We start from the raw sequence: 23,336 nt of genomic DNA, 5'->3' as shown, positions 1-23,336 counted from the left end.
AAATCAGTTTCTAATAGCGTTTTTAGGAATAAATAGGCATCCTTTTTTTAAAGTCAAATATTATGAGATGCATGTTCCATTTGTAACTGGCTCATCGGGTTTTAAAAGAACAACATCCCCCTCTTCCGGAACCCCCCCTATTACCAATACCTCAGATTTAAACCCTGCAATACGCATTGGAGGGAGATTAACTACTCCTACCACCTGACGCCCACAAAGTTGTTCAGATGAATATCTTCGTGTAATTTGGGCCGAAGAATGTTTTATACCGATCTCTTCTCCAAAATCAATTTGTAGTTTTATTGCAGGTTTTCTTGCTTCAGGAAAAGGTGTGGCGTTAATAACCGTGCCCACACGAATATCTAATTTAATAAAGTCCTCAATGATTGCCATAGAAATATAACCACCTTTTAATCATTTTTTTAAAATTACTCTTTTCTGAACCATCTCAAGCTCCTTTTGGCCACTAGAATTTTTGGACGACCATATTAATATTCCGATTCCTAGCATTAAGAGGATAATCCCAAACCAAGAAGTGATAGTTAAGTATTCATCTATTATTAAAACCCCTAATAACGCTGCTGTTAATGGTTCTGCTAACGTGAGCGTCACTGCATTGGATGATGAGACATGGATAAGTCCTTTGGCAAAAAGCAAATATGGGATCCCAGTCGCCACAATTCCAAGTTGAAGACTTACACTTACACCTCGGAAACTCATTATCCAAGACATATCAAAAATAAATAAAAATGGAGATAAAAAGATTGCACTAAGAGTGAAAATGACTGCTACTACTGATAAAGACGAATGGTTTACAACCAAATTTCTACTGATAATCGTATAACTTGCAAAGGATAACCCAGCACCTAATGACATTAAGATTCCAACAGGATCTAAATATGCTGATTCTTTGTTACCAAAGAGCAATAGACAACCTAAGATGGATAGAAAAGTAGAATACCACCAAACTTTAGAAGGACGAATTTTTAAAAATAACCATTCTATGAGACCTGATAAAACCGGCGCACTCCCAATGGCTACTACTGTTCCAATGGCCACTCCTGTAATTGAAACAGCAGAGAAAAATAATGGCTGATACAATGCCATACACAAGGAAGCTAATATTGTTGTCTTGACTGGCCAATTTGTAAAGTTGAATTTTCCCGTTATTAGAACAATTATGACTAAAAATATTCCTCCGACTGCTAAGCGAGTAGCCCCGATCGCAATCGGGTGTGCCGTTTCTGGTGCAAGTGCCTGTGTTGTACCCGTAGTCCCCCAAAGTATTGCGGCAAGTAATACTAAAAAAGGAGCAAATTTCTCCTTCATTTTGTTCACCCCAATAAAAAAAGATAAAAAGAAATATAAACTTATAATAGAAAATTCCATAAAAACTTTTCTATACCAAGTTTAATATACTTTTTATCTATTATTAAGAATTCTAAATTTTTGTGGAGGTAGCCCCTCACAACGGACAAACCATCTAGTAAACGACGAAGAATTCTCAAAACCTAATTCTTCACTAATCTTCGACATGGACCATCCTGTTGAAATCAAAAGTTGTTTGGCCTCATTCAAACGAAGTTCAGATATATAAACCTTTGGGCTTTTACCAGTTTTATCCTTAAACCATGCTGAATAATATACTGGATGGTAATGCTCTATCTTTGCTAAAGTTTCTAGTCTAATTGACTCTTTATAATGTTTATGAATGTATTCAATAGAAAGTGGCTTAGAAATTTGTAGTTTGCTGGTTACATATCTTGTCAAATCTACTAAGGAGGATGTACTTTCCTGACTCTTCGCCTCTTCCAATAGCAAATATCGGATAGAACCCCATTGTTTATCCAACCGTATGTACATGTCACTCGTATTCTCTGGCAAATATTTTATTGGAATATCTAAAATTAAGAATTCATTTCTATCCATAGAACGGTAATTATGTTCTAACTTGGGAGGAATATAAAAACAATAATCTGGGTTAAGATTGATTTCTTGCAACTTCGTTTGTATATCTAGGGAGCCTTTTAATGGAAATAGAAATTGTCCAAACTCATGTTGGTGAGAAGTAAACTCTCTAGTATAGGATCTTTTTTCACATGTTACGTGGTTTACAGTTTTCATTTTTCATCCCCTCACCATAAATTATATTATAGTCCTATAAATAGATGTAATAAAAATTTTTCCTCCATTAAATGGCCCGCTTCATTAAGAAGAGCGCATTTCTTGCTGCAGAATTGCGCCCGATCGTAATATAAGTTTAACCAGTTTTCACTGGTTGAACTTGTTTTATTTGGTTTTATTATAGCAGTAGTCGGAGTAGGAAGTAGCGCCCGATTATGGAAGAATCTCCTCTTCTATTGCATAAAATCTCTGTACCATGAAACGACTAGATCCAAAATACTAAATAACCTGTTTTCGTTAAATATTTTTATTAAAGAATGCAAAAAATAAGTTCATCATAAAGGAGGAGCCTATCCAATGGAAAAAATTTTAATCATTACCATTCTTTTATTAATTCCTTTATTCTCCTTTCAAGTAAATGCGGATGCATCCACTAACAGTCGAGAAGCATATGAAAAAACAGGGCGTGTTATTTGGGAAGTAAACACAAAGGAAAAGTTAGTTGCCCTTACTTTCGATGATGGACCTCATCCTGTTTTGACTCCACAAATACTTGATATATTGGCAAAACATGATGCTAAAGCTACCTTTTTTGTAGCTGGCAATAAAGTAGTCAGATTTCCTGATCTTTTAAAAAGAGAAGTGAAAGAGGGACATGAAATTGCTAATCATACTTTCAACCATATTTATGGAAATATAACCTCGGCAAAACTATCATCCGAATTAGAAGAAACAGATAAAATAATTAAGCAATTCACTGAGTTAAAATCGTCACTTTATCGGCCTGTAGGAGGTTTTTATAATGATGTAATTATCAATACAGCTTTAAAACATGGTAAAACGGTCGTATTATGGTCATGGGATCAAGATTCCCGTGATTGGGCAAATCCTCCGGTAAATCAAATGTGCAATTATATAAAAAAAGGAGTAAAGCCAGGTAATATCATTCTGTTTCATGATTGGCATGGTAGCGAATATACTCAAACCTGTTCTACTGTTGAAGCATTAGATAACATTTTGGACTATTTAGACAAGAACGGGTATAAAAGTGTAACTGTATCTGAATTGCTCTACCGTTCAACACAACTAATTCCAGAATCTTTCGAAATCTATCCTTCAAAGAAAGGGGAAAATTCCCACATTGATTTAATGTTTTAAATGTATTTTTTCGCATAATTTGTCAAATAAGAAATCCCTATTCTAGATAGATCTTGTAAAAAGTTATTTCACAATCTGGCCCAATAATGAAAATAAGCGCTAATTCTTATTACAGGAAAGCCCCCTTAAATAGAATTACTAACATATAGACTCAGTCCTAAAATCACTTAATTCTTCTTCAACAGACGCACTCTTTTAGTTAAAGAAGTTTATTTAAATCGATTGATTGAAAAAGGAGAAATGTTTTGTTCAGTCTTCCCTGAAATAATCAATTCACTTAAAATTTGCCCAACCACACTGCTAAATTTAAAGCCATGTCCTGAAAAGCCTGATGCTATGGCAACGTTTGAATAGTTAGGATGCAAATCGATAATGAAATCTTCATCTGGAGTAAGTGTATACATACAGGTTTTACCGTACTTCAATTGTTGGGTAGAAGGCATATAGTGATGTAAAAATTGTCTTAAATCTGTCGTGTCTTCCTCTCGTTCACCAAATCCCGGGATGGCTTCATCTGGATTGATTGTCTCTCCTCCATCATGTCGGCCTACTTTTAATCCGGAACCATTGATGCTTGGAAAACCATAATATTGTCCTTGAGATGTCTCAAACGAAAAGGCAGGAAAATTCTTATAATTATACAAATCTTCATTGGCATCAAACCAAGCAAATGTTTTTCTTACTGGGTTTAGAGGAAGATTTAAATCCAATATAGAAAGGAGACTTCCTGACCATGCTCCTGCTGAAACGACTAACGCATCAGCATTAAAAGTTTGATCCTCAATTTTGACGGTAACTCTTTTATCGTTAACTGATAATTCTTTCACTTTGCTATTGGTTAAGATGGTAGCTCCGTGTCGCTCAGCAAGTTCTCGATAGGCTTTAATGCATTCCTCACATTTCAGCACTCCTGATGTGGGTTCAAAGCACCCAATGTACTTGTCCGGTAAAGCGATGCCCGGCCAACGCTTATTCACTTCACTTGAATCTAAAACCTCAAGTGGCAATGAATAGGCTTTTGAACTTGAGATGATGTTCTGGATAAAATTCGTTTTTTCATGGCCCACGTTTAGAACCCCGGTTTGGAGAAACAATTGCTTTCCAGTCACCTTCTCTAAGTCGTTCCACAATTCTTGAGCCTTGAGCGCCAACGGAACATATTCTTCACCTTCACCATACGCATGCCGAATGATTCTCGTGTCTCCGTGATGACTCCCTTTGTTATGTGGCGGGTTAAAGGAATCTACTAATAAAGTTTTTTTCCCACTCTTTGATAAAAAGTAACCTGCCGCTATTCCCATCGAACCTGCTCCAATGACAATTACATCATAATGCATATTACGTTACCCCCTTTGCAAATAAATTCCCCTACAACTAAAGCCTTAAGTATGTCTAATATTCTCCTATTTTAGCAATATTCTAACACTGAACAATCACGCTAACCAGCTTTCGTTTAGCTTAAGTACAATCTTTAACAGTATGGACTGGATAATAAGGTCTAGTATGATAATAGGCTAAAACGTTTTCTGTCTCGAACACTTTATTTACTTGTGTTTTACCACTTAATACTTCATCACAGTTTGGTATTGCCTTTTTTCGAAGTTAGAGAAGTTTATTTTCATGGTAGTTTAAATATAATTCTTCACCCCAAAAAGGCCAATTCTAAAAAACTGCTTTAAACGCCGAAACGGTCTTTCCTATATCAGCTTACTCCACCATGTTTATGGAAGATCAATCTGCGCAAATTAAAATCAGTTAATCAAAGAGGACTTAATGCATCTCTATGAGATTTACGTCATGGATGCGGATGGGTCCAATCAGACCCGCCTCTATACTCCGGCTTCCTACAAACCAGCTTGGTCTCCATTTGTTCAAAGTTCAATTACTAATGCTTCAAGATTAGATTTTTTTAATGTTGTATATTTCATTGTTTTCTCTTTCTATCATTGATTATCTATATCATAGTTTCTTAAAATGAACTCACAGGTTTCTTTAAACAAGTTTCATATAATGAAACTCCTTCTGCATTTTTTGAGTCAATAAAATAAATCATCTATACTATCAGGTGACTGAGGTGATGAAATGGCACAGAATGAAGTATCGACATTGAAAAAAGGACTTCTAGTTTTAGAATTAGTAAAACAGCGAAAAGGCATTACGTTACGAGAAGTGCTGGATGAACTGAATTTAAGTAAATCTACGGCATTTCGGATTTTAACAACCTTAGAAGAAATGGGTTACGTATATAAACTTCAAACTCAATATTTTATTCATCATAAAATGTTTTGCGAAAGCTTTGAAAAGCGTTCCGAAATGGATTGGGCTTCAATACGTTCGATTTACCAAGTGGCACAAAATTTACAGATGAGTACCTTTATTGGAAAAGTGGACGGAACCGATCTTGTTATGACACAAGTTGTGCACGCTCCATATGAGAGTTCAGCAGACGAAGAAATTGGAAATCGATCAAAACTACATCAATCTGCACTAGGTAAAGTAATTTTAGCTAATTTAGACGAAAAACCTTTAGCTTCTTTACTTGGTAAACTGTCACTTGAACGTGCAACGAAAAATACGTTTCAAGACTCACAACTATTCCATTACCATTTAAAGGCTATTCGCGAGTATGGTTTTGCATTTGATGATGAGGAACGTATTGTCGGGATCCGTTGTGTCGCCGTTCCTGTTTTTCGCAATCAAGAAGTGATAGCTGCTTTAGCAATTGCAGCACCTGCCGATCAAATTTCTCGTAGCAATATTAAACACATTGCTACAAAGCTTCATGTAGGTAGTAAAGCCATTACAAAAGAAATAGAAACCCTCGTCAACATCTAACATTTGGAGGTCAGCGAAATGAAAGTAGTAGCAATTGTAGGAAGTATTCGTAAAGAGTCATATAATTTACAACTAGCAAAGCATGTTCAAAAACGTTATGCAGATCAATTCGAGGTAGAGATTTTAGACTTAGCTCCCCTACCAATGTATAACCAAGACATTGAATTAGAAGCACCACAAGAAGTTCTTGATTTCAAAGCAAAAGTAAAAAAAGCTGATGCCGTTCTTTGGGTAACACCAGAATATAACTCATCCATTCCAGGTGTCTTAGGAAATGCGATTGATTGGTTAAGTCGTGTAGATAAAGTAATGAATGGTAAACCATCTATTATTATGGGTTCTTCAATGGGTATTTTAGGTTCGGTAAAAGCACAAATGCACTTGCGCGACATTTTATTTGCAAGTGGACTAAATTCTCCAGTACTTGGTGGAAACGAAGTATATGTTGGTTCTGTCCACGAGAAATTCGATACTGAAGGAAATTTAACAGATGAAGCAACAAACGCCTTTTTAGACGGCGTTATCGCAAACTTCCAAGAATGGATGAAACAATACGTATAAAAATTTACACCTCTTCTTTCACTTGAAGAGGTGTTTTTAAAAGGAGAATTTCTATGAAAGATAACTATCAAAATATTTTTCAAGATTATACATTTAAAAGTGGTGTTCACGTAAAAAATCGTCTCATAATGGCACCAATGACAACATTTTCTGCAGATGAAAATGATTATGTTTCACAGGAAGAACTTGATTACTACAAGGAACGGGCAAATGGTGTCGGTACAATCATTACGGCATGTGCATATGTTTCGAAAAGTGGTAAAGGTTTCGATGGTCAAATGAGCATTGATCATGATGGGACTATTGAAAGTCTTTCTAAATTAGCAGAAGTTATTCACTCTGGTGGTGCGAATGCAGTTGTTCAACTTTATCATGGAGGACGTTTAGCAGTCCCAAGACTGATTCCAAATGGAGAAACCGTAAGTGCAAACGCTGTTGCCCCCCTTGGAGACCGTGGATTTTATAGTATCGGGCAAACACCGAGAGCATTAACGACGGAAGAAGTATATGAAATTATAAAAGACTTTGGTGATGCAACACGCCGTGCAATTGAAGCTGGATTTGACGGAGTAGAATTGCACGGTGCAACAGGTTATTTATTACAGCAGTTTGTTTCACCGCATTCGAATCATCGAACAGACGAGTTCCAAATTCGCTATTTATTTGCAATAAAACTAATTGATGAAGTGAAGCGTGTTATCAGAGAACATGCAACAAAGCCATTCTTAATTGGTTATCGTTTTTCACCTGAAGAACCCGAAACACCAGGAATCACCATGAAAGAAACATTTGAGTTACTTGATGAATTAACTAAAGCAGATATTGATTATATTCATATTGCCACAACGAACGCTTGGGCTAAGCCACGTAGAGGAATTGATAGCGAAAAATCACGTACAGAATTAATTGCAGAATATATTAACGGGCGTGTGCCTGTCATTGGTGTTGGAAATATTCATACCCCAGATGAAGCAGCACTTGTATTTGAGAAAGGAAAAACAGACTTTGTAGCACTTGGACGAGCATTAGTGGTTGATCCTCATTGGGTAGAAAAAGTACAACATAATGAAGTAGAAAACATTAGACACCAACTAACAACTACCGATCAACATCAAGCTGTTATTCCAACTCCCTTATGGAAGTTAATTTTAGAGGTCGAGGGTTGGTTTCCAGTTGTACGATAGGAGCATTTGTAATACAAAAAAGTAGCTTTATAAGCTACTTTTTTTGCACACTTCTTCAACCAGTATTACTTGGTCTTATTTTTCACAGCTTCTTTCAGAATCAAAAAAAGCCCATTGGAAAGGGCTTCAATTTATATATAATTTTCTTTTTTATATTAAATTATAATATTAACAACAATAATATATTGGGTAGCAACAACCGCAACCGTACCCCACACCTGGATAGCCAAAGCCCATTCCAGGATAACCCCCAAATCCTCCAAAGAATTGTCTTTCCATTTTTATCTCCTCCTGAAATTAATCAAGATAGTGTATGTGTCTATATTCAGAAAGGAGAAGGCTACTGCCTATAACATTAACTATATACTAATTTTTGTATATTCACTTGCTTCCCTCCGGCAAGGAGGGCCTGGGCCTGGCCCCGGGCACAATATAGCTCTTTAGAGTGAAAGAAACCGATTTGGAAAGTCTGTCATAATAATTGAAACTCGAGCTTTTTTTAACGCGTTTACATAGCTTGGATCATTGACTGTATAGACGCGCAGGGGATAACCGTTTTCCCTCATTTTTTGTCCTTCAATCGAAAGTGCAAATTGTGCTTCACAATGAATACCATTGACTCTCAAAATTCTTGCCTCTTCTAGCACATTTGCCGGAACACCTATAAATAGGAGGGCAGTCTGAATGAATGGGTCTAACTCTCTAACCCTTTTTAAACTATTTTGATTAAAAGATGAGATAATCACTTGATCGTTTAATTGATATTCATAAACCTTTGATAATACTTTCTTCTCTATGTTTATGTAATCGATTCGGTCCGTTTTTAATTCAATATTAACGGTTAATTTTCGATCCAATCCTTTTACCCACGCTAACACCTCTGAAAGAGAAGGGATGATCTGATTAGAAAATTTAGGATCGAACCAGCTCCCGGCATCTAATAAGCGGATCTGATTATAGTAAAAATCTTTTACATACCCAGCACCATTTGTCGTACGATCAACCTTTTCATCATGAATGACAACCAGTTCCCCATCTTTTGTCATTTGCACATCCAGCTCGATACCATCTACCCCAATGGATTCAGCTTCCTCAAAGGCGATCATCGTATTTTCCGGATAACAACCACTGAAACCACGGTGCCCATAAATTCCTATATTACTTCTCAATTTAATCCCATCCTTCCTAATAAAAAACTGACCCGCATTCTGGATTTGAATTTGGGTCAGTGGAGATATATCTTACTTCCCTTTTTTCTTGTTTGCCATTTCAAGAGCGCGATTCGTTTCTTCAGCTGCTTGATCAAGAGCTTTCTTAGGATCCATCCCTTGATAGAGGCTTTCCATGGCCGTTACTACCTTCTGTCTTGATTCTGGGAAGACAGAGATTAATGCACCTTGGGTAGCTGTATTCGCTTTTGTTTCACGAAGCTGATCGACTGTTACTTTTAATTGTGGGTACTTTTCCCATTCTTGTTTAACCATCTCCTCTTCATAAGCTGCAGGGTTAATGGCAAAATACCCTGATTTAACATGCCACTTTGCCTGTACTTCTGGAGTAGTTAAGTATTTCATGAACTTCCATGCACCTTTTTGTTTTTCCTCGCTAATGCCATTTGACATCCAAACAGATGCTCCACCGATGATAACCCCTTGACGTTCGGCATCATCTGGAACAGGTAAATAGGAGACACCTACTTCAAATGGTGCATTGTCAACTAGTGCTCTAATACCCGCGGATGAATCTAAGTACATCGCAATTTTTCCAGATTGGAATGCAGCTCTCATATCATCCCAGTTTTGTCCTACATTATAATATGTACCTTCTTTGTACATATCACTAATTAATGAAAATACTTTTAATCCTTTTTCATCATTATATGTTGCTTTTGTTGCATCCCCTTTACGGCCGTTTTCTTGGTCAACATATAGTCCACCTTGAGAGGCTAGCAATTCTTCAAAGAACCAGCCATAATTAAGAATGGAGAATCCATATTGCGTCGTTTTGTCCCCATCTTTTTTCGTTAACTTTTTTGCCGCTTCCTTTAACTCACTATAGGTCATCGGAGCATTTTCTGGGTCTAGACCCGCTTCTTTAAAAGCATCCTTATTGTACACAACTACTGGAGTGGATGAGTTAAATGGCATAGAATACTGTGTTCCATTGACAGAATAGTAGTTTGAGATGTTTTTCTCCCATTGAGAAGTGTCGTAATTGTCTTCATCGATGAACTTTTGAACAGGCTGAATTTTCCCACTATCAATCATATATTTTGTCCCAACTTCAAAGACTTGCATAATGGTAGGAGCATCTTCTGTTCCTGCAACTGTATTAAATTTCGTTAATGATTCTTCATATGTACCTTGAAATATTGGTTTTACCTCAATTTCTTCTTGTGATTCATTGAATTCCTTTGCAATTTCATTTAATGCCGTCTCTAGTTCACCACTCATCGCATGCCAGAAGACAACCTCTGTCTTTCCAGGAGAATCCTGCTTAGAGGCATCTCCCGCTTCTTTTGAATCTGTTGACGTTGTACCTGAACTGGAGCATGCACTCATGATTAGTAAAAATAAGGCTGATAAAATAACCAATAATTTCTTCATTTAACGAACTCTCCTTTTATTTAATCGCACCTTGAGTTAACCCTTTTTGTAAATGTTTCTGTCCTAAAAATAAGAGAATTAATGTCGGGAGGATCACAACGATGACTGCTGCCATGACCACCCCCCATTCGGTTGAAACTTCTTGTGTCTGCATCTGCTTTAAGCCAATTTGCACCGTTCGAACACTCTCATTATTTGTGACAAGCAGCGGCCAAAGATACATATTCCATGTTGTGAGAAAACTATAAATCCCTAATGTAACTAAACTAGTTTTGGAGACAGGCAACACAATATTCCAGAAAAAGCGAAAGCGGCTGATTCCAGCAACTTGTGATGCTTCAAAGAGTTCCTTAGGAATCGTTTTAAATTGCTGTCGTAATAAAAAGGTCCCGAATGCAAGAGCAAAAAATGGTATGGTTAATCCTAAATAATGATTGATCCAACCTAGTTTTTGCACGGTTATGAAATTCGGGACCATCGTTGCCTCCCAGGGAATCATCATCGTCGAAATGAAGATAAAAAAGAGAGCATCCCTGCCCTTAAAAGGAATAAAGACAAACGCAAAAGCTGCAAGGCTCGAAATGATTAGCTGGCCTAGCATGACAACCATTGAAACGAAAAAGCTATTAAATAAATAATTGAGGAGAGGGACTTTATTAAATGCTGACTGATAATTATCTAAAGTAAACGATTCAGGCAGTAAATTCCCTTGTAGCACTTCCCCACCTTTCATGAAACTAATCATGAACGCATATAGTATTGGGAACATCATAAAAATCGTAAAAACAATGAGTAATCCGTAGAGAAAGGCTTTTTTTGTCAAACTCATTGATAATGTACCTTCCTTTCCCCTAGCTTAAATTGAAGAATCGTAACCATTAATATACAGAAGAATAGAATGGTCGCTTGGGCACTCGCAGAACCGACATTAAAGTTAATGAAAGCATCCTTATAAATGGAATAAACAATTACATTGGTTGATTCAATCGGTCCACCCTTCGTTAAAATATCAATTTGCCCAAACGTCTGAAAGGCATTGATGAATGAAACCGTAATGATAAAAAACAATGTTGGAGAAAGCATTGGCAATGTAATCTTTCGAAGTTGGTACCAATAGCTCACACCGGCAATTTGTGCATTCTCATACAGTTGCTCATCGATATTTTGAAGCCCTCCTAGCAAAATCAAAAAGGCAAAACCTGTGTTCATCCAAATAGTTGCAACTGATACAGACAAAAGTGCATATTGAGGATCTAACAACCATTGAATATCCGGGAGTTCAAGAAATTCAGCAACTTTGCTCAAAATACCAATGGATGGGTTGTACATAAACATCCAAATAACAGAAGAGGCAGCTACACTCATCCCCATCGTAGAAGAGAACATTGTACGGAAAAAACCTATCCCCTTCAGCTTTTCATTGGCAAGTAAAGCTAATATGAGTGCAAGAATAATTCCTGCCGGCACTGTGTAACAAACAAATAAAAGTGTTGCTTTTATACTTGTGTGAAAAGAAGGGGAATCCAGTAAGTATGTAAAGTTATCCAGTCCCACAAAGGTGATTGGTACACCTTGTCCATCTGTTAAATAAAAACTCAAATAAAGTGTCCGTAACATTGGGTAGAAAAGAAATACGGCAAATAAAATGATCGATGGCAACAAATAAAGCAGACCAATAATCGTATGATGTAATCGTCTACGTTTCATACCTGTTGTTTTTACAGACCCAAGTGAGATCTTTGCGTGTGCTTCAGGTAAACTACTCATACTAAACCCCCATTAAGTAGAGCTTGCATTTCTGAAAATGGGGCTCTGGTGTTGATACGCTTTCCATCTTCCTTATCAAAAAAACAAAGGTTTTTATCGTCTATACAAATCGATACCTTCTCACCAATTCGTATATCCCATTGACCGTTCCACTTGGCAATCCATTGCTCTCCCTTTCCAATATCGAAAGTTAACAATGTTTCTGTCCCTAAGATTTCTACATTTAGAACTTCTGCAGAGAATCCCACCTGATCCGGTTTCGTAAGCTGAATATGCTCAGGACGCACTCCTACCATGACTTGTTTATGATTTAAGAGTCTTTCCGTTTTTTTTGATCGCTCACATGCCAATTCTAAAACTTCACGAACGACTTCTCCATCCCCAAAATTCATAGGTGGAGAACCGATAAATGAAGCAACAAATGTGTTTTCAGGTTGATTATAAATCTCAAGGGGACGACCCATTTGTTGAACCATTCCTTCATTAAGAATCATCATACGATCCGCCATTGTCATGGCTTCTATCTGGTCATGCGTAACATAGATCATCGTGATTCCTAATTTCCTTTGAAGTTGGCGTATTTCAGAACGCATTTTGGCACGTAATTTCGCATCTAAATTTGATAATGGCTCATCCATAAGACAGATAGGTGATTGCGTTACGATTGCTCGCGCTAATGCTACCCTTTGGCGCTGACCACCTGAAAGCTCGCGAGGTTTACGCTTAAGTAAGTCTGATAGTCCTAACATGTCGGCTGCTTCTATACATCTTTCTATTTGTTCCTTTTTGGAAACTTTTCTCGTATGTAAACCAAATCGTATATTTTGTTCAACAGTTAAATGCGGATAGAGTGCATAGTTTTGAAAAACCATGGATAAGTCACGTTGACTAGGTGGCAAATGATTTGCACTCGCATCACCTATGAATAGCAATCCACTACTCACTTCTTCAAGTCCAGCAATAATGCGAAGCATTGTACTTTTCCCACATCCTGATGGCCCAACTAATACAAAAAATTCACCTGGCTCTATTGAGACATTGATCTCTTGAATGACATTTGATTTTCCATCATAAGATTTACTTACACCAACAAGTTCAACACGTTTCAAGCTACATATTCCCCTTTCGCTCTACCCTTTTAGCACTTTAACTAAGCTTTAAGACTATATTTTTAAGCGAGTTTATCAAATGAAAAAACCATAAAAAAAAAGGGATTCAAAAGATTAAAGCCTATCTTTCTATAGTTTGTTATTAATATCAATGATTAAATGGTACATCCCTAACATTAAGTAAATGTGGGGAGAATGTAGATGTTTGTTAATATTGTGTAAATATAAGAAACGCAGATTCGACCAAAATTATTACTTAATAAAGAAGAAGAATAAATTAATGCTCTCCTTATTAGTAAAATCTCACTTTAAACTCTTCCTATTGTAAAGTATTGTTAATTCCCTCTAAGTACAGAAGAAAACCCTTCTTTTTCAGGATCCTGGGACAATCTAAATTCAACATTCCTCAACAATTAGCTAAAGCGTATGATTTCATGGATAAGTAATTTGATTAACATTAAGCAGTTCCCAAAGCTTTTTAGCTGCTCCTTTTGATAATTTAATAGACGGTTTGCGAAGATATATGTTAACCAAAAATAAGAATTGGTTGACATATAAATCAAAAAACTATTAAAATAAATATTAATAATCTAATTACTTTAAAAATGGAGATATGTTATGAAAATTAAAGAAATCACATTCGTTGCTTTATTTGCTGCAATTATGGGTGCACTTGGAGTCGTTCCGCCAATTTTCTTATCTTTTACACCTGTTCCAATTACATTACAAACACTTGGTGTCCTTCTTGCCGGAGGTGTATTGGGTGCTAGACTTGGGGCTATTAGTCAAACGTTGTTCCTTCTTTTGGTAGCTGTAGGGGTTCCTCTTCTATCTGGCGGCAGAGGCGGAATTGGCGTATTTTTTGGGCCAAGCGCAGGCTATTTACTTTCATGGCCTATTACTGCTTTTTGCTTAGGCTACATATTATCAAAGTTTAAAACTTTAAAATTGCACAATGTTTTGCTTGTCAATCTTACTATCGGTATTTTCTTAATTTATTTCATCGGTATTCCTATTCAAGCTTTTATGATGAACATTTCAATTCCTGAAGCAGTAGGCCTAAGTCTAGTATATATTCCAGGAGATACTATTAAAGCCGTATTAGCTTCCCTTCTCGTATACAGACTTAGAAAGCATTCATTCTTTTCTCAAAAAATATCTAAAATCTCAGAGACATTCTAATGTGTCTCATTTTACTTAGAAAAGGACAGTAATATGCAATTCAACTCTACTTTGTACAAAGTAGAATTCAATGTCCTTTAAACTGCGATAAATTGCAAAAAAATATATTCGTTTATTGGAAGGAGAATCCTTTTGACTAATATTACTGATTCTTATAAAAAGCATGCTGCCGATTTCCCTGAAAAAATGGCTGTTTACACAAATGGCTGGAAAATAAGCTATAAAGAATGGAATGAAATGATTAGTAAAACAGCGAATTGGCTGCATTCTCAGCAATCACCAAATAAAATCATTGCACTCCTTTTGCCAAACGGTATTCCTTTGCTGCAGCTTTTCGCTGGTGCTTCGATGGCAGGATGGACGTCTTTGCCATTGGATTTAAAGTGGAACGGTGCCGATTTAGATAAACGTCTGAAGCTTGCTAATCCTTCAATTATCATTACAAATAAAGATTTATCTCACCGAATAAACCATCCCAATGTCCAAGTTTGGGATGATTGTCTGAAAGAAATAAAACAATCAAATTCTACAAAAGTTCCAACAAATGAAGAAAATCCGCAATTTTATATGGGCTTCACGTCTGGAACGACCGGGGATCCAAAAGCGTTTGTCCGCTCTCATGAGTCATGGGTGGCTAGCTTTGCATGCAATCGTTACGATTTCCGTATGGATGAAAATGAGCATGTTCTCATTCCAGGTGCATTGGTCCATTCTCATTTTCTGTATGGGGCAATCAGTACATTAGCTTTAGGTGGAACGGTTTATTTACTTGAGAAATTCTCCCCTATTCAGACGTTAAGCATCTTGCAGACACAAAAAATATCGACTGTTTATGTTGTGCCTACAATGGTCGAATCCCTTCTTAATATAGAGAAAAGAATAGAGAAATCGTTCAAAATCATTTCTTCTGGAGCAAAATGGGCAGAGAATTCAAAACTTCAAATTCGTGACATGTTCCCAAATTTAAAGATGTTCGAATTCTATGGAGCAAGTGAGCTTAGCTTTATATCCGTTTTATCTGATGATGACAGCAAGCGTAAAGCTGACTCAGTCGGCAGGCCTTGTTTTGGTGTAGAAATCCAAATACGTCAAGCTAACAATAGGATCGCCAAACCCTATGAAACTGGAAAAATATACGTCAGAAGTAAATTGTTTTTCTCAGGTTATCTTAATCCTGAGACTCGAAGGATTCAATCTATTCAAGATGAGGATGGGTGGGCATCTGTTAACGATATGGGCTATTTAGATGAAGACGGATTCGTCTATATTACTGGCCGGGAAAATAATATGATCTTATATGGTGCGATTAATATTTTTCCGGAAGAGATTGAAAAAGTGATTTCCTTACACCCGAATGTAGAGGAAGTGGCTGTTATTGGAATATCTGATGAATACTGGGGGCAAATTGTCACCGCGGTCATAAAAGGAACGGCGGACACTATGGAGTTAAAAAAATTATGCAAGCTTCATCTATCTTCCTATAAAATTCCTCGAAAATGGTATTTAATCGATCAAGTACCATATACAACGAGCGGGAAAATTGCACGTTCTCAATTAAAAGAAATAATAGAAAAGAAGGTGAATAGTCATTAAACGAGCTGTCATCGTAAATGCGAAACGAACCCCGATTGGAAAAGTAAATGGAGCATTACGGGAGCTTCAGCCACAGCATTTGGCAGCACCGCTCCTTAAGCAATTAGCGAATGGGGTCGAGGAAATGTTAGATGACATCATTATTGGCAATGTGGTTGGACCAGGCGGCAATATAGCTCGGGTGTCTGTTTTAGAAGCCGGGCTTCCTCTCCCTATTCCTGGTATAACCATTGATCGGCAATGCAGTGCAGGACTTGAGGCAATAAGAATGGCCAGTTATTTCATTCAAGGTGGAGCTGGTCACTGCTACATTGCTGGTGGTGTGGAAAGTACAAGTACTTCTCCTTTTCCTTCAAGAGCCCGATTTGCTCCTGATCAAATTGGCGATCCTGATATGGGAGTTGCCGCTGAATATGTAGCAGAAAAATGTAGAATTTCTAGGAACATGCAGGATGAATATGCACGTCTTAGTTATGAACGGAGCTGGGATTCTTTTCATAAAGGGTTAATAAAAGAAGAAATCATTCCGTTTAGTGATGTTCATTTTGATGAAGAGTTTTCTAGGAAAAGGAACATCGAAGCTCTTTTAAGACGAGCAAGGCCGATTTTTAAAAATGAAAATGGTACGGTAACAGCCGCAAACAGCTGTGGGATCCACGATGGAGCTGCTGCCGTTTTGGTGATGGAAGAAGATACAGCAAATCAACTGGGCATGAAGCCAATTTTGCGATTTGTTGATAGTAAAGTGACAGGTGTCCATCCTCATTTTCCTGGGTTTGCGCCGGTTCCAGCCATTCAGGCCCTATTAGAGGGAAATAATCTGACTATCGAAGATGTCGATTTAATTGAAATAAATGAAGCATTTTCTTCTAAAATTGTAGCATGTGCCATGGAGCTCTCTATTCCATATGAAAAGCTTAACGTTTGTGGCGGGGCATTATCTTTTGGACATCCTTATGCTGCCTCTGGGGCTATCTTGGTTACTCGGCTTTTCTATGAAGTACAAAGGAGAAATAATATTAATTATGTACTAGCAGCCATTGGAAGCGGCGGCGGGATAGGCGTAGCAGTACTATTTGAGGTGATATCATGAAATCTGAGGAAGCAGATATCATTTTTAATATGGAAGAGGTGCAACAATTTGTTCAATTGCTCGGAGATCAAAATCCGATTTATCAAAGCATAAAGACGGCAAAAACAAATGGGTTTCAATCGATCCCGCTCCCTCCAACCATGCCGATGATCGCGTATAAACGGATTAAGACACCATGGCAGCTGCAGCATCCGGTGATCCATCGAAAGCAACATTGCACCAATTATCACACAATGTACATCAATCAAACCTATCACGCATTTGTGAAACTAGAAGATCAATATCAACGAAAACAATTTACTTTTATTCAACAATCGCTTTACCTATATGACCAAGATCGAATCCTTTGTTTCAAAGGAACTTCCCAGTTGATTACAGGTGGTTTAATATGAAAAGCATTACTTTTCAAATAACTGATAGAGATATAGAACAATATGCGAAGCTGTCGGGTGACGATAATCCGATTCATCTAGATTTGGCAGAAGCAAACCGTCAAGGATTTAGTAACAAGGTGGCACACGGCATGCTAACAATGGCGAAGATATGGAGCGTACTATCACAGGATTTTCTCCTGCCGTATCATATACCAAAGCATTATGAAATTTCTTTTGTCTCTCCAGTTTATATTAGCGATAAAGTAACCATTGATGTAAAGCGCGCAGAAGATGAGTACCGGTTCGAGTGCAAGAGTAACGAGAAAATTATTGCTAAAGGGAGCTTTACTATTTAGTTTTTAGGGTCAGTCTCTAGGACTGTAGTATTTATTAATAATCAACTTAAAAAGATCAGTCCGCACTCCTTTACGTATCTGCAGACTGATCTTTACTCTATGATATTCGGTTTCACATTTTATAGTAATATAAATCTATTAATCATCATTGCTGTAGAACACAATAATTTACCTAAGTACTAACTCCAACCAATCCTACCATTCAAAAACTTCAGATAATCGGATGTATGACTGATGGCAAATTACAAACTATCAACAGTTTTCATATTTTGCTTTATTAAATTAGCATGCATAAATGCGAATTGATGAGAAAACATTTCAATTTTTTTCAGTAATTCTGAATCTGCAATTTCATTCTGAGTATTAAAATGACCAGTATGTGCGAAAACAAAACTAGGTGCAACATAGGCATTTAAATAACCTGCAATAGGTTTTAATTGATTTTCAATTACAAGGTAATGTTGATTGTTTCCACCTGTAGCAACAAAGCCTATTACTTTATTGCTAAATTCAGATGGAGGAACCAAATCGATTAAATTTTTTAATGCACCAGTAAATGATCCTTGAAATATAGGAGTCCCAAAGATGTAACTGTCAGCAGATGTAATCATATCAATTACCTTCCGGGTATCTCCTGAATAATCTGATGGCGGACGCCCATCACAAAACTGAACATTGTACTGCTTTAGGTCTAACACTTCTACTTCGGCTTCAGGTAAAATTTCCCTTATTTTATCCATTACTTTATTTATTACTATTAATGTTTTCGATCCAGTAAGCGTTCCCGAAATCCCTAATATTTTCATAATTCACTGCTCCCATTTAGAATTATTTGAAGCCCCGGCTCATAAAAAATTAGAAATTCATTATTTATTCGGCCAATTTTCTGGAATCGGACCTATATTTCTATTGAAATAAAGTAATGGTGCCTTGTCTTGTTTGTTTAGTTCTATTACTTCACCTAAAAGGATTACATGGTCACCTGCGTCAATTTGTTGAATGGTTTTACACTCAAATGTTCCTAATGAATCTATAATAATAGGCAATCCATGCTCAGAAGTCTTCCAATTAACCTTTGAAAAACGATCCGGTTCTTTACCAGCAAATGCCCAACAAGCATCTGCCTGATCTGAAGATAATGTGTGTACAGCAAAGTTTTTTGCTTTAATAAATTTATCTAATGAAGATGCCCTTTTATCAATACTCCAAAGCACGATAAGAGGATCAAGAGATACAGAGGCAAAAGAATTTACCGTAAGCCCAGCTGGAGTTCCATGTTCATCCATCGTAGTTACAATCGTAACTCCCGTTGGATATAAACCCATAATTTGCTTAAATACACTAACCTTATCAATGATTTCTTTCATATAATATCACCTGTCCTTCCTATATTTTACCTATGAGTAAATCTTGCGGTCCTCTTTTCTATAAATGCTTCTACCCCTTATCTAACATTATCTGTAGAAAATATGTCCCCGAATAGATCGACTTCAAGATCAATTGCAGTGTCAAAGGGTTTTTCTGCCCCTTCATTTACTGCTTTCTTGATTCGGCTTAAAGCTTGTAAGGAAAGTCCCGCCATTTTTTTGGCCATCGTTTCAGCGCGTACCATGTCCCCCAACAAAGCCAGCAGCTAAAATAAGGACAAATCCTTTATGATGGATATCCCAAATAGGAATTAACAATAATAAACTAAAAAGACGTCCCCCACCCCAATTTTAAATCATGGCTTCTTGAGAGAATTACCACATACTACCTACACGCTTTAAAGTTTCCCTCCACTCAATTTTGGGAGAAACAATTGGCAGCATCATGATTACAGCAATACTCTCAATATTTTTTTATATACTTATATAATTCAAGAATTCATCAAACATCGTGGACAATCCATTCTTGCCGATTTTCATTCGGCCATTCGATTTAATCTCCTTGGAATGATGCATATAGAGGAGGAAATGAATAATTTTGTTCCGCCGCTCCAGGATATCCACACTTCCCTTATGATAAAACCAAGAGTCAATGACATTATATACCCCGCGATTGACGCCAAATTCCTCTTCACATAACTGCACGAAAGACAAATCAGGCAAATGAGGGATTTCATCTTGATTAGGAATCCCCCTAGGTTCCCGGCAAAAAATAGGTTGAGAAGATTTCTTCATTCCCAGCAAAGCGAATCTGTTTCGAACAAGTTCTACATCCCGACAGATTTGCTGAACCAATTCATCCTTATCCGGAAAAGAAATCTCTTTCCTTACAAAAAAGTGAAGATCGACTGTCAATCGTTCATGATAAATGTCCTGATTAAAATCAAACAGGTGAACTTCATAACTGATCTGGCTATGATCATGAAAAGTCGGCCTTATGCCAATATTCATGATGCCGTAAAATTGCTTAGCAGAAAGAGTAACCGATACGCCATAAACCCCAAGTTTAAGTAGGGGAGTCGGAGAGGTCAAAGATAGATTGGCGGTCGGGAATCCAATCGTTCTCCCCAACTGCTTGCCTTTTATCACGACTCCTTCAAGCGTACTAAGGACCGGAGCCATACGTATCCTCCTTTTTCGTAGAAGCATAGCCACTTGTTTAGCTGAAAAGGCATTAGGGACGGATTGCTTCTTGGGCTTTTTGGAAATTTTCAGCTGCCTTTTTTCCTTTCCTGATTCCATTTTCCCACCCCATATCTTAATAATTTTTAAACAGGAATATGGTGACGAAAAGATTTTTAAAATTTCGAGAAGTTAACTATTATTAAATAGTTAACTTTTTTGATCCTATTCCTTAAAAGCAAGGGAATAAAAGAGACTGACTAAAAAGCCAGAGTCAGTCCTTTATGACGTGGGGTGGCGCTAAAAAATGACTATTTTGCAAGAAATCTAGCCATTAACAGTTTATCGATCCCTCCTAGGAAGTTTCCTAGCCAAACCGCAAAGAACGGCATCTCTGGAAGTAGACTGAGCAACTGCGCAACGCACTGGTCGAAGAGCGTGAGGAATGAGATCTCCCTTCCGTTCCCTCCGTAATGATCAAATCGGTACCATTCGCCTCCCGGAACTGGTAATCCATATTGTTCTCCAGATCAGCAATGACCACTTATACCTGCGTATAATAGATGGTTACCTAATCAGCCCAACAAAATTGTAATAGGTGTTAAGGCTTACCGAGAGGAAGCAACAATGCTGGTTTTCAGAAAGTCTTGAATGTGTGCAATCACTTTCTCAGTCTGTTCAACATCGACTAAATGTGAAGCGCTTTCAATGATTTTCAACTCCGAGTGGGCAATACGGCGATTAAATTCTTCTCCATACACGACTGGGATTAATCCGTCTTGTTTGCCCCAGACTAACAGCGTTTGTGCTTTAATCCGGTGTATTCGCGACTTTAACCCTTTATCGGGGATAGGCCATAAAAACTTGGCTGCCGCTACCTGGTTTTGGATCCGCTCAATCATCAACTCCGTGCGATCATCGAGATCATCCGGAACATAGCGCATCATTTGCGCTTCAGGCGAATCTTGATCCAGTATGAGTAGTCTATTAAGTTCCTCCGGCAGCATAGCAAACATATCCGGAATCGGATGATCTTCTAGAAACAATCCTACCGGGGCGATAGCCACTAATTGCTTCACCCGGCTTTGATCTGTTGCCGCCAGTTCCGCCGCGATCATGCCACCAAGCGAATGGCCGATGACATGGGCCGATTCAAGTCCGAGTTCATCGAACAAATCATAATAGCAGAGAATCAAATCCCATAAATTATTGATTGTCTCAAGCCCTGTCGAAGCCCCTGTTCCAGGTAAGTGAGGGGCATACACCTGGTAATGATCGGAAAGTTGATCGAGAAACCGGTTCCACTTCAACCCTCCTATATTATGCAAAAACACAACGGGCTCTCCCTGCCCCGCAATTTTCACTTCAAAAGAAACGTTTTCATTTATCTTAATAATTTTGCTGATCGGCTGTGCCATGTTTTCGCCCTCCTCATCCATTTAAATTGACACTACGGCTGTGTTACCGTTTCTTGTACTTTTTCTTCCGAAATCCCTTTAGGCCAATATTGTGAGTCATCCCATTCACTGTGAATATCTTTTACATACGGCATTACTTCTTCGGCAAACATCTGCATATTTTTCCGTGTAAGCCAATGCGGCATGGAACCAGCGTGCAATAAAGCGACAACGTTTCCGGCCCGAATACTCCCCAGGACTTCCCTCAACCGATCGCGAACCGTAGTCGGTGAACCTGCGATGATAAAACCTTCATCAATCAAATCCTGCCAGGTCATCGTACCGTCTTTGAGCATGTCTCCCGGTCTTTTTTTAGTTCCGTCAAACTGGGAACGAAGTCCTGCCCGCAGACTTTTGACCGTTCGATAACCTGGAGCTTCGGCAAATCGGCGATCGGTGTGCATGCACTTACTGAAGAAGTAGCGGATATGTTCCTCATATTCTATTTGAGCTCGCTCATCTGACTCGGATACAAAAATAAACTGGCAGATTCCTGTTTTATACGGATTCCTATCCCCACCTAACTCATCGTTACGCTCCCAGAATGGTCCCAACACCTTATTGGCATACTTATGGCCGAAGTAACTGAGAAAAGAGAAAGAATATTGATTTTCAATACAGAAATCATAGGTTTCCACACTGCCGCCGCCGGGAATCCAGACCGGCGGATGCGGTCGTTGAGCCGTACGCGGCCATGGATTGACGTAGCGCAATTGATTGTACTTGCCATTCCACATGAAGACTTCATCACTCTTCCACGCCTTCATAATCAGGTCATGCGCTTCATAATAACGTTCCCGCAGTTCTGCCGGGTTTATTCCATACGCGTAGTTTCCATCCATGGAGGTACCTACTGGAAATCCAGCGATCAGCTTTCCGCCTGACAAGACATCGAGCATCGCCATTTCTTCAGCTACCCGTATTGGAGGATTATATGCAGCCAAGCTGTTACCGAGTATGAGTAGGCTAGTTTTGTCGCTATTTCTTATTTTTCGAGATAAAATGGACGCCATCAGATTCGGGGATGGCATCATGCCATAGGCATTGCTGTGGTGTTCATTGACACCGACTCCATCAAAGCCCAAATCAATCGCAAACTCCAATTCATCCAGATAGTCATGATACATGCGGTGTCCCAGCTCCGGATCAAAGAGTGTCTTGGGAGGTGTTACCCATACGCTTGGGTACTTTTCTTCAAAATCTGAAGGTAATGCGCGATACGGCATGAAATGAAAAGCAATAAACTTCATATTGGTTTCCTCCTGAATTTACTAGTTTTATAATCCGCCAACCTCCTGTATGTAAAATCTATCTACGAAGCTATCTATCACTTAAAGTTGGCGGATTGCCCATTTAGTTTAACTCTACTATATATTTTACTGAGATGT

General features: G+C 38.0%; 24 protein-coding genes and 1 pseudogene. 9 read left to right on the top strand and 16 right to left on the bottom strand.

Annotation, left to right across the window (positions count from 1 at the left end; translation table 11 throughout):
- Positions 1-60: 60 nt before the first annotated feature.
- The 3 genes from csaA to F7731_RS12320 form a co-directional block, all read right to left on the bottom strand.
- A complete protein-coding gene (csaA, locus tag F7731_RS12330) occupies positions 61-393 on the bottom strand; it encodes a chaperone CsaA (RefSeq protein WP_151535075.1) in 333 nt (110 codons plus the stop codon).
- Positions 394-414: 21 nt separating this feature from the next.
- Positions 415-1,329, bottom strand: a complete 915-nt coding sequence (locus tag F7731_RS12325) for a DMT family transporter (RefSeq protein WP_151535074.1) — start codon at positions 1,327-1,329, stop codon at positions 415-417.
- Between the two features lie 93 nt (positions 1,330-1,422).
- On the bottom strand, positions 1,423-2,124 hold the full coding sequence (locus F7731_RS12320) for an AraC family transcriptional regulator (RefSeq protein ID WP_151535073.1): 702 nt from the start codon (positions 2,122-2,124) through the stop codon (positions 1,423-1,425).
- 357 nt (positions 2,125-2,481) lie between these two features.
- Here F7731_RS12320 and F7731_RS12315 point away from each other — a divergent pair, with 357 nt between their 5' ends.
- Positions 2,482-3,282, top strand: coding sequence for a polysaccharide deacetylase family protein (locus F7731_RS12315; protein ID WP_151535072.1), 801 nt, complete (start codon positions 2,482-2,484; stop codon positions 3,280-3,282).
- Between the two features lie 209 nt (positions 3,283-3,491).
- Here F7731_RS12315 and solA read toward each other — a convergent pair whose 3' ends face one another.
- Positions 3,492-4,619 carry an N-methyl-L-tryptophan oxidase gene (solA, locus tag F7731_RS12310; RefSeq protein WP_151535071.1) on the bottom strand — a complete coding sequence of 376 codons (1,128 nt, stop codon included), beginning with the start codon at positions 4,617-4,619 and terminating at the stop codon, positions 3,492-3,494.
- 136 nt (positions 4,620-4,755) lie between these two features.
- Positions 4,756-4,869, bottom strand: a pseudogene (locus F7731_RS26860) (HIT family hydrolase); the annotation flags it as partial.
- Positions 4,870-5,364: 495 nt separating this feature from the next.
- Here F7731_RS26860 and F7731_RS12300 point away from each other — a divergent pair.
- From F7731_RS12300 to F7731_RS12290, 3 genes are read left to right on the top strand one after another with little or no spacing between them, the layout of a single operon-like run.
- Positions 5,365-6,117, top strand: a complete 753-nt coding sequence (locus tag F7731_RS12300) for an IclR family transcriptional regulator (RefSeq protein ID WP_151535070.1) — start codon at positions 5,365-5,367, stop codon at positions 6,115-6,117.
- Between the two features lie 18 nt (positions 6,118-6,135).
- On the top strand, positions 6,136-6,678 hold the full coding sequence (locus tag F7731_RS12295) for an NADPH-dependent FMN reductase (protein ID WP_151535069.1): 543 nt from the start codon (positions 6,136-6,138) through the stop codon (positions 6,676-6,678).
- 53 nt (positions 6,679-6,731) lie between these two features.
- Positions 6,732-7,862 (top strand): NADH-dependent flavin oxidoreductase, encoded by a 1,131-nt coding sequence (locus tag F7731_RS12290; RefSeq protein WP_151535068.1) that lies wholly within the window; start codon positions 6,732-6,734, stop codon positions 7,860-7,862.
- Between the two features lie 440 nt (positions 7,863-8,302).
- Here the strand turns inward: F7731_RS12290 and F7731_RS12285 are convergent, their stop codons facing one another.
- From F7731_RS12285 to F7731_RS12265, 5 genes are all read right to left on the bottom strand, one after another.
- A complete protein-coding gene (locus F7731_RS12285; RefSeq protein ID WP_212031181.1) occupies positions 8,303-9,031 on the bottom strand; it encodes a glycerophosphodiester phosphodiesterase in 729 nt (242 codons plus the stop codon).
- Between the two features lie 72 nt (positions 9,032-9,103).
- Entirely contained in the window at positions 9,104-10,468 is a 1,365-nt protein-coding gene (locus F7731_RS12280) for an ABC transporter substrate-binding protein (RefSeq protein ID WP_151535067.1), read from the bottom strand.
- Positions 10,469-10,484: 16 nt separating this feature from the next.
- Positions 10,485-11,297, bottom strand: a complete 813-nt coding sequence (locus F7731_RS12275) for a carbohydrate ABC transporter permease (RefSeq protein WP_151535066.1) — start codon at positions 11,295-11,297, stop codon at positions 10,485-10,487.
- Positions 11,294-12,175 (bottom strand): carbohydrate ABC transporter permease, encoded by an 882-nt coding sequence (locus F7731_RS12270; RefSeq protein ID WP_425482000.1) that lies wholly within the window; start codon positions 12,173-12,175, stop codon positions 11,294-11,296. Before F7731_RS12270 ends, F7731_RS12275 begins: the two co-directional genes overlap by 4 nt.
- 56 nt (positions 12,176-12,231) lie before the next feature.
- On the bottom strand, positions 12,232-13,344 hold the full coding sequence (locus F7731_RS12265) for an ABC transporter ATP-binding protein (RefSeq protein ID WP_151535064.1): 1,113 nt from the start codon (positions 13,342-13,344) through the stop codon (positions 12,232-12,234).
- Between the two features lie 618 nt (positions 13,345-13,962).
- Here F7731_RS12265 and F7731_RS12260 point away from each other — a divergent pair.
- The 5 genes from F7731_RS12260 to F7731_RS12240 all read left to right on the top strand — a co-directional run bounded on the left by F7731_RS12260 (position 13,963) and on the right by F7731_RS12240 (position 17,942).
- A complete protein-coding gene (locus tag F7731_RS12260; protein WP_151535063.1) occupies positions 13,963-14,526 on the top strand; it encodes a biotin transporter BioY in 564 nt (187 codons plus the stop codon).
- A gap of 132 nt (positions 14,527-14,658) precedes the next feature.
- The gene (locus F7731_RS12255) at positions 14,659-16,119 is read left to right on the top strand and encodes an AMP-binding protein (protein WP_151535062.1); all 1,461 of its coding nucleotides are present in this window, start codon (positions 14,659-14,661) and stop codon (positions 16,117-16,119) included.
- Positions 16,115-17,212, top strand: a complete 1,098-nt coding sequence (locus F7731_RS12250) for an acetyl-CoA C-acyltransferase (RefSeq protein WP_151535061.1) — start codon at positions 16,115-16,117, stop codon at positions 17,210-17,212. The genes F7731_RS12255 and F7731_RS12250 overlap by 5 nt, the downstream gene beginning before the upstream one ends.
- A complete protein-coding gene (locus F7731_RS12245; RefSeq protein WP_151535060.1) occupies positions 17,209-17,604 on the top strand; it encodes an FAS1-like dehydratase domain-containing protein in 396 nt (131 codons plus the stop codon). The genes F7731_RS12250 and F7731_RS12245 overlap by 4 nt, the downstream gene beginning before the upstream one ends.
- Positions 17,601-17,942, top strand: a complete 342-nt coding sequence (locus tag F7731_RS12240; RefSeq protein ID WP_151535059.1) for a MaoC/PaaZ C-terminal domain-containing protein — start codon at positions 17,601-17,603, stop codon at positions 17,940-17,942. Before F7731_RS12245 ends, F7731_RS12240 begins: the two co-directional genes overlap by 4 nt.
- A 242-nt stretch (positions 17,943-18,184) precedes the next feature.
- Here the strand turns inward: F7731_RS12240 and F7731_RS12235 are convergent, their stop codons facing one another.
- The 6 genes from F7731_RS12235 to F7731_RS12215 form a co-directional block, all read right to left on the bottom strand.
- Positions 18,185-18,748 (bottom strand): NADPH-dependent FMN reductase, encoded by a 564-nt coding sequence (locus F7731_RS12235; RefSeq protein WP_151535058.1) that lies wholly within the window; start codon positions 18,746-18,748, stop codon positions 18,185-18,187.
- Between the two features lie 60 nt (positions 18,749-18,808).
- A complete protein-coding gene (locus F7731_RS12230) occupies positions 18,809-19,309 on the bottom strand; it encodes a flavin reductase family protein (RefSeq protein WP_151535057.1) in 501 nt (166 codons plus the stop codon).
- A 77-nt stretch (positions 19,310-19,386) separates the two neighbouring features.
- Positions 19,387-19,554 (bottom strand): Clp protease/crotonase-like domain-containing protein, encoded by a 168-nt coding sequence (locus F7731_RS26480; protein ID WP_170289702.1) that lies wholly within the window; start codon positions 19,552-19,554, stop codon positions 19,387-19,389.
- A 229-nt stretch (positions 19,555-19,783) separates the two neighbouring features.
- Positions 19,784-20,491: a riboflavin kinase gene (locus F7731_RS12225; protein WP_170289701.1), complete on the bottom strand. Its 708-nt coding sequence runs from the start codon at positions 20,489-20,491 to the stop codon at positions 19,784-19,786.
- A gap of 608 nt (positions 20,492-21,099) precedes the next feature.
- Complete coding sequence (locus F7731_RS12220) at positions 21,100-21,909, bottom strand: alpha/beta fold hydrolase (RefSeq protein ID WP_170289700.1); 810 nt, start codon at positions 21,907-21,909, stop codon at positions 21,100-21,102.
- 32 nt (positions 21,910-21,941) lie between these two features.
- Positions 21,942-23,198, bottom strand: coding sequence for an LLM class flavin-dependent oxidoreductase (locus F7731_RS12215; RefSeq protein ID WP_151535054.1), 1,257 nt, complete (start codon positions 23,196-23,198; stop codon positions 21,942-21,944).
- Between the last annotated feature and the right edge of the window lie 138 nt (positions 23,199-23,336).

The organism is Cytobacillus depressus, from assembly GCF_008923245.1.
GTDB classification, from domain to species: Bacteria; Bacillota; Bacilli; order Bacillales; family Cytobacillaceae; genus Cytobacillus; species Cytobacillus depressus.
This window is presented reverse-complemented; position numbering and strand designations above follow the sequence as displayed.

Bases quoted from the DNA above. Each gene is read 5' to 3' on its own strand.
- F7731_RS12230 (WP_151535057.1), bottom strand. From the start codon at position 19,309: ATGAAAGAAATCATTGATAAGGTTAGTGTATTTAAGCAAATTATGGGT.
- F7731_RS12220 (WP_170289700.1), bottom strand. From the start codon at position 21,909: ATGGCACAGCCGATCAGCAAAATTATTAAGATAAATGAAAACGTTTCT.
- F7731_RS12240 (WP_151535059.1), top strand. From the start codon at position 17,601: ATGAAAAGCATTACTTTTCAAATAACTGATAGAGATATAGAACAATAT.
- F7731_RS12270 (WP_425482000.1), bottom strand. From the start codon at position 12,175: ATGAAACGTAGACGATTACATCATACGATTATTGGTCTGCTTTATTTG.
- F7731_RS12320 (WP_151535073.1), bottom strand. From the start codon at position 2,124: ATGAAAACTGTAAACCACGTAACATGTGAAAAAAGATCCTATACTAGA.
- F7731_RS12245 (WP_151535060.1), top strand. From the start codon at position 17,209: ATGAAATCTGAGGAAGCAGATATCATTTTTAATATGGAAGAGGTGCAA.
- F7731_RS12315 (WP_151535072.1), top strand. From the start codon at position 2,482: ATGGAAAAAATTTTAATCATTACCATTCTTTTATTAATTCCTTTATTC.
- F7731_RS12235 (WP_151535058.1), bottom strand. From the start codon at position 18,748: ATGAAAATATTAGGGATTTCGGGAACGCTTACTGGATCGAAAACATTA.
- csaA (WP_151535075.1), bottom strand. From the start codon at position 393: ATGGCAATCATTGAGGACTTTATTAAATTAGATATTCGTGTGGGCACG.
- F7731_RS26480 (WP_170289702.1), bottom strand. From the start codon at position 19,554: ATGGTACGCGCTGAAACGATGGCCAAAAAAATGGCGGGACTTTCCTTA.
- solA (WP_151535071.1), bottom strand. From the start codon at position 4,619: ATGCATTATGATGTAATTGTCATTGGAGCAGGTTCGATGGGAATAGCG.
- F7731_RS12300 (WP_151535070.1), top strand. From the start codon at position 5,365: ATGGCACAGAATGAAGTATCGACATTGAAAAAAGGACTTCTAGTTTTA.
- F7731_RS12260 (WP_151535063.1), top strand. From the start codon at position 13,963: ATGAAAATTAAAGAAATCACATTCGTTGCTTTATTTGCTGCAATTATG.
- F7731_RS12275 (WP_151535066.1), bottom strand. From the start codon at position 11,297: ATGAGTTTGACAAAAAAAGCCTTTCTCTACGGATTACTCATTGTTTTT.
- F7731_RS12280 (WP_151535067.1), bottom strand. From the start codon at position 10,468: ATGAAGAAATTATTGGTTATTTTATCAGCCTTATTTTTACTAATCATG.
- F7731_RS12325 (WP_151535074.1), bottom strand. From the start codon at position 1,329: ATGAAGGAGAAATTTGCTCCTTTTTTAGTATTACTTGCCGCAATACTT.
- F7731_RS12295 (WP_151535069.1), top strand. From the start codon at position 6,136: ATGAAAGTAGTAGCAATTGTAGGAAGTATTCGTAAAGAGTCATATAAT.
- F7731_RS12290 (WP_151535068.1), top strand. From the start codon at position 6,732: ATGAAAGATAACTATCAAAATATTTTTCAAGATTATACATTTAAAAGT.
- F7731_RS12215 (WP_151535054.1), bottom strand. From the start codon at position 23,198: ATGAAGTTTATTGCTTTTCATTTCATGCCGTATCGCGCATTACCTTCA.
- F7731_RS12225 (WP_170289701.1), bottom strand. From the start codon at position 20,491: ATGGCTCCGGTCCTTAGTACGCTTGAAGGAGTCGTGATAAAAGGCAAG.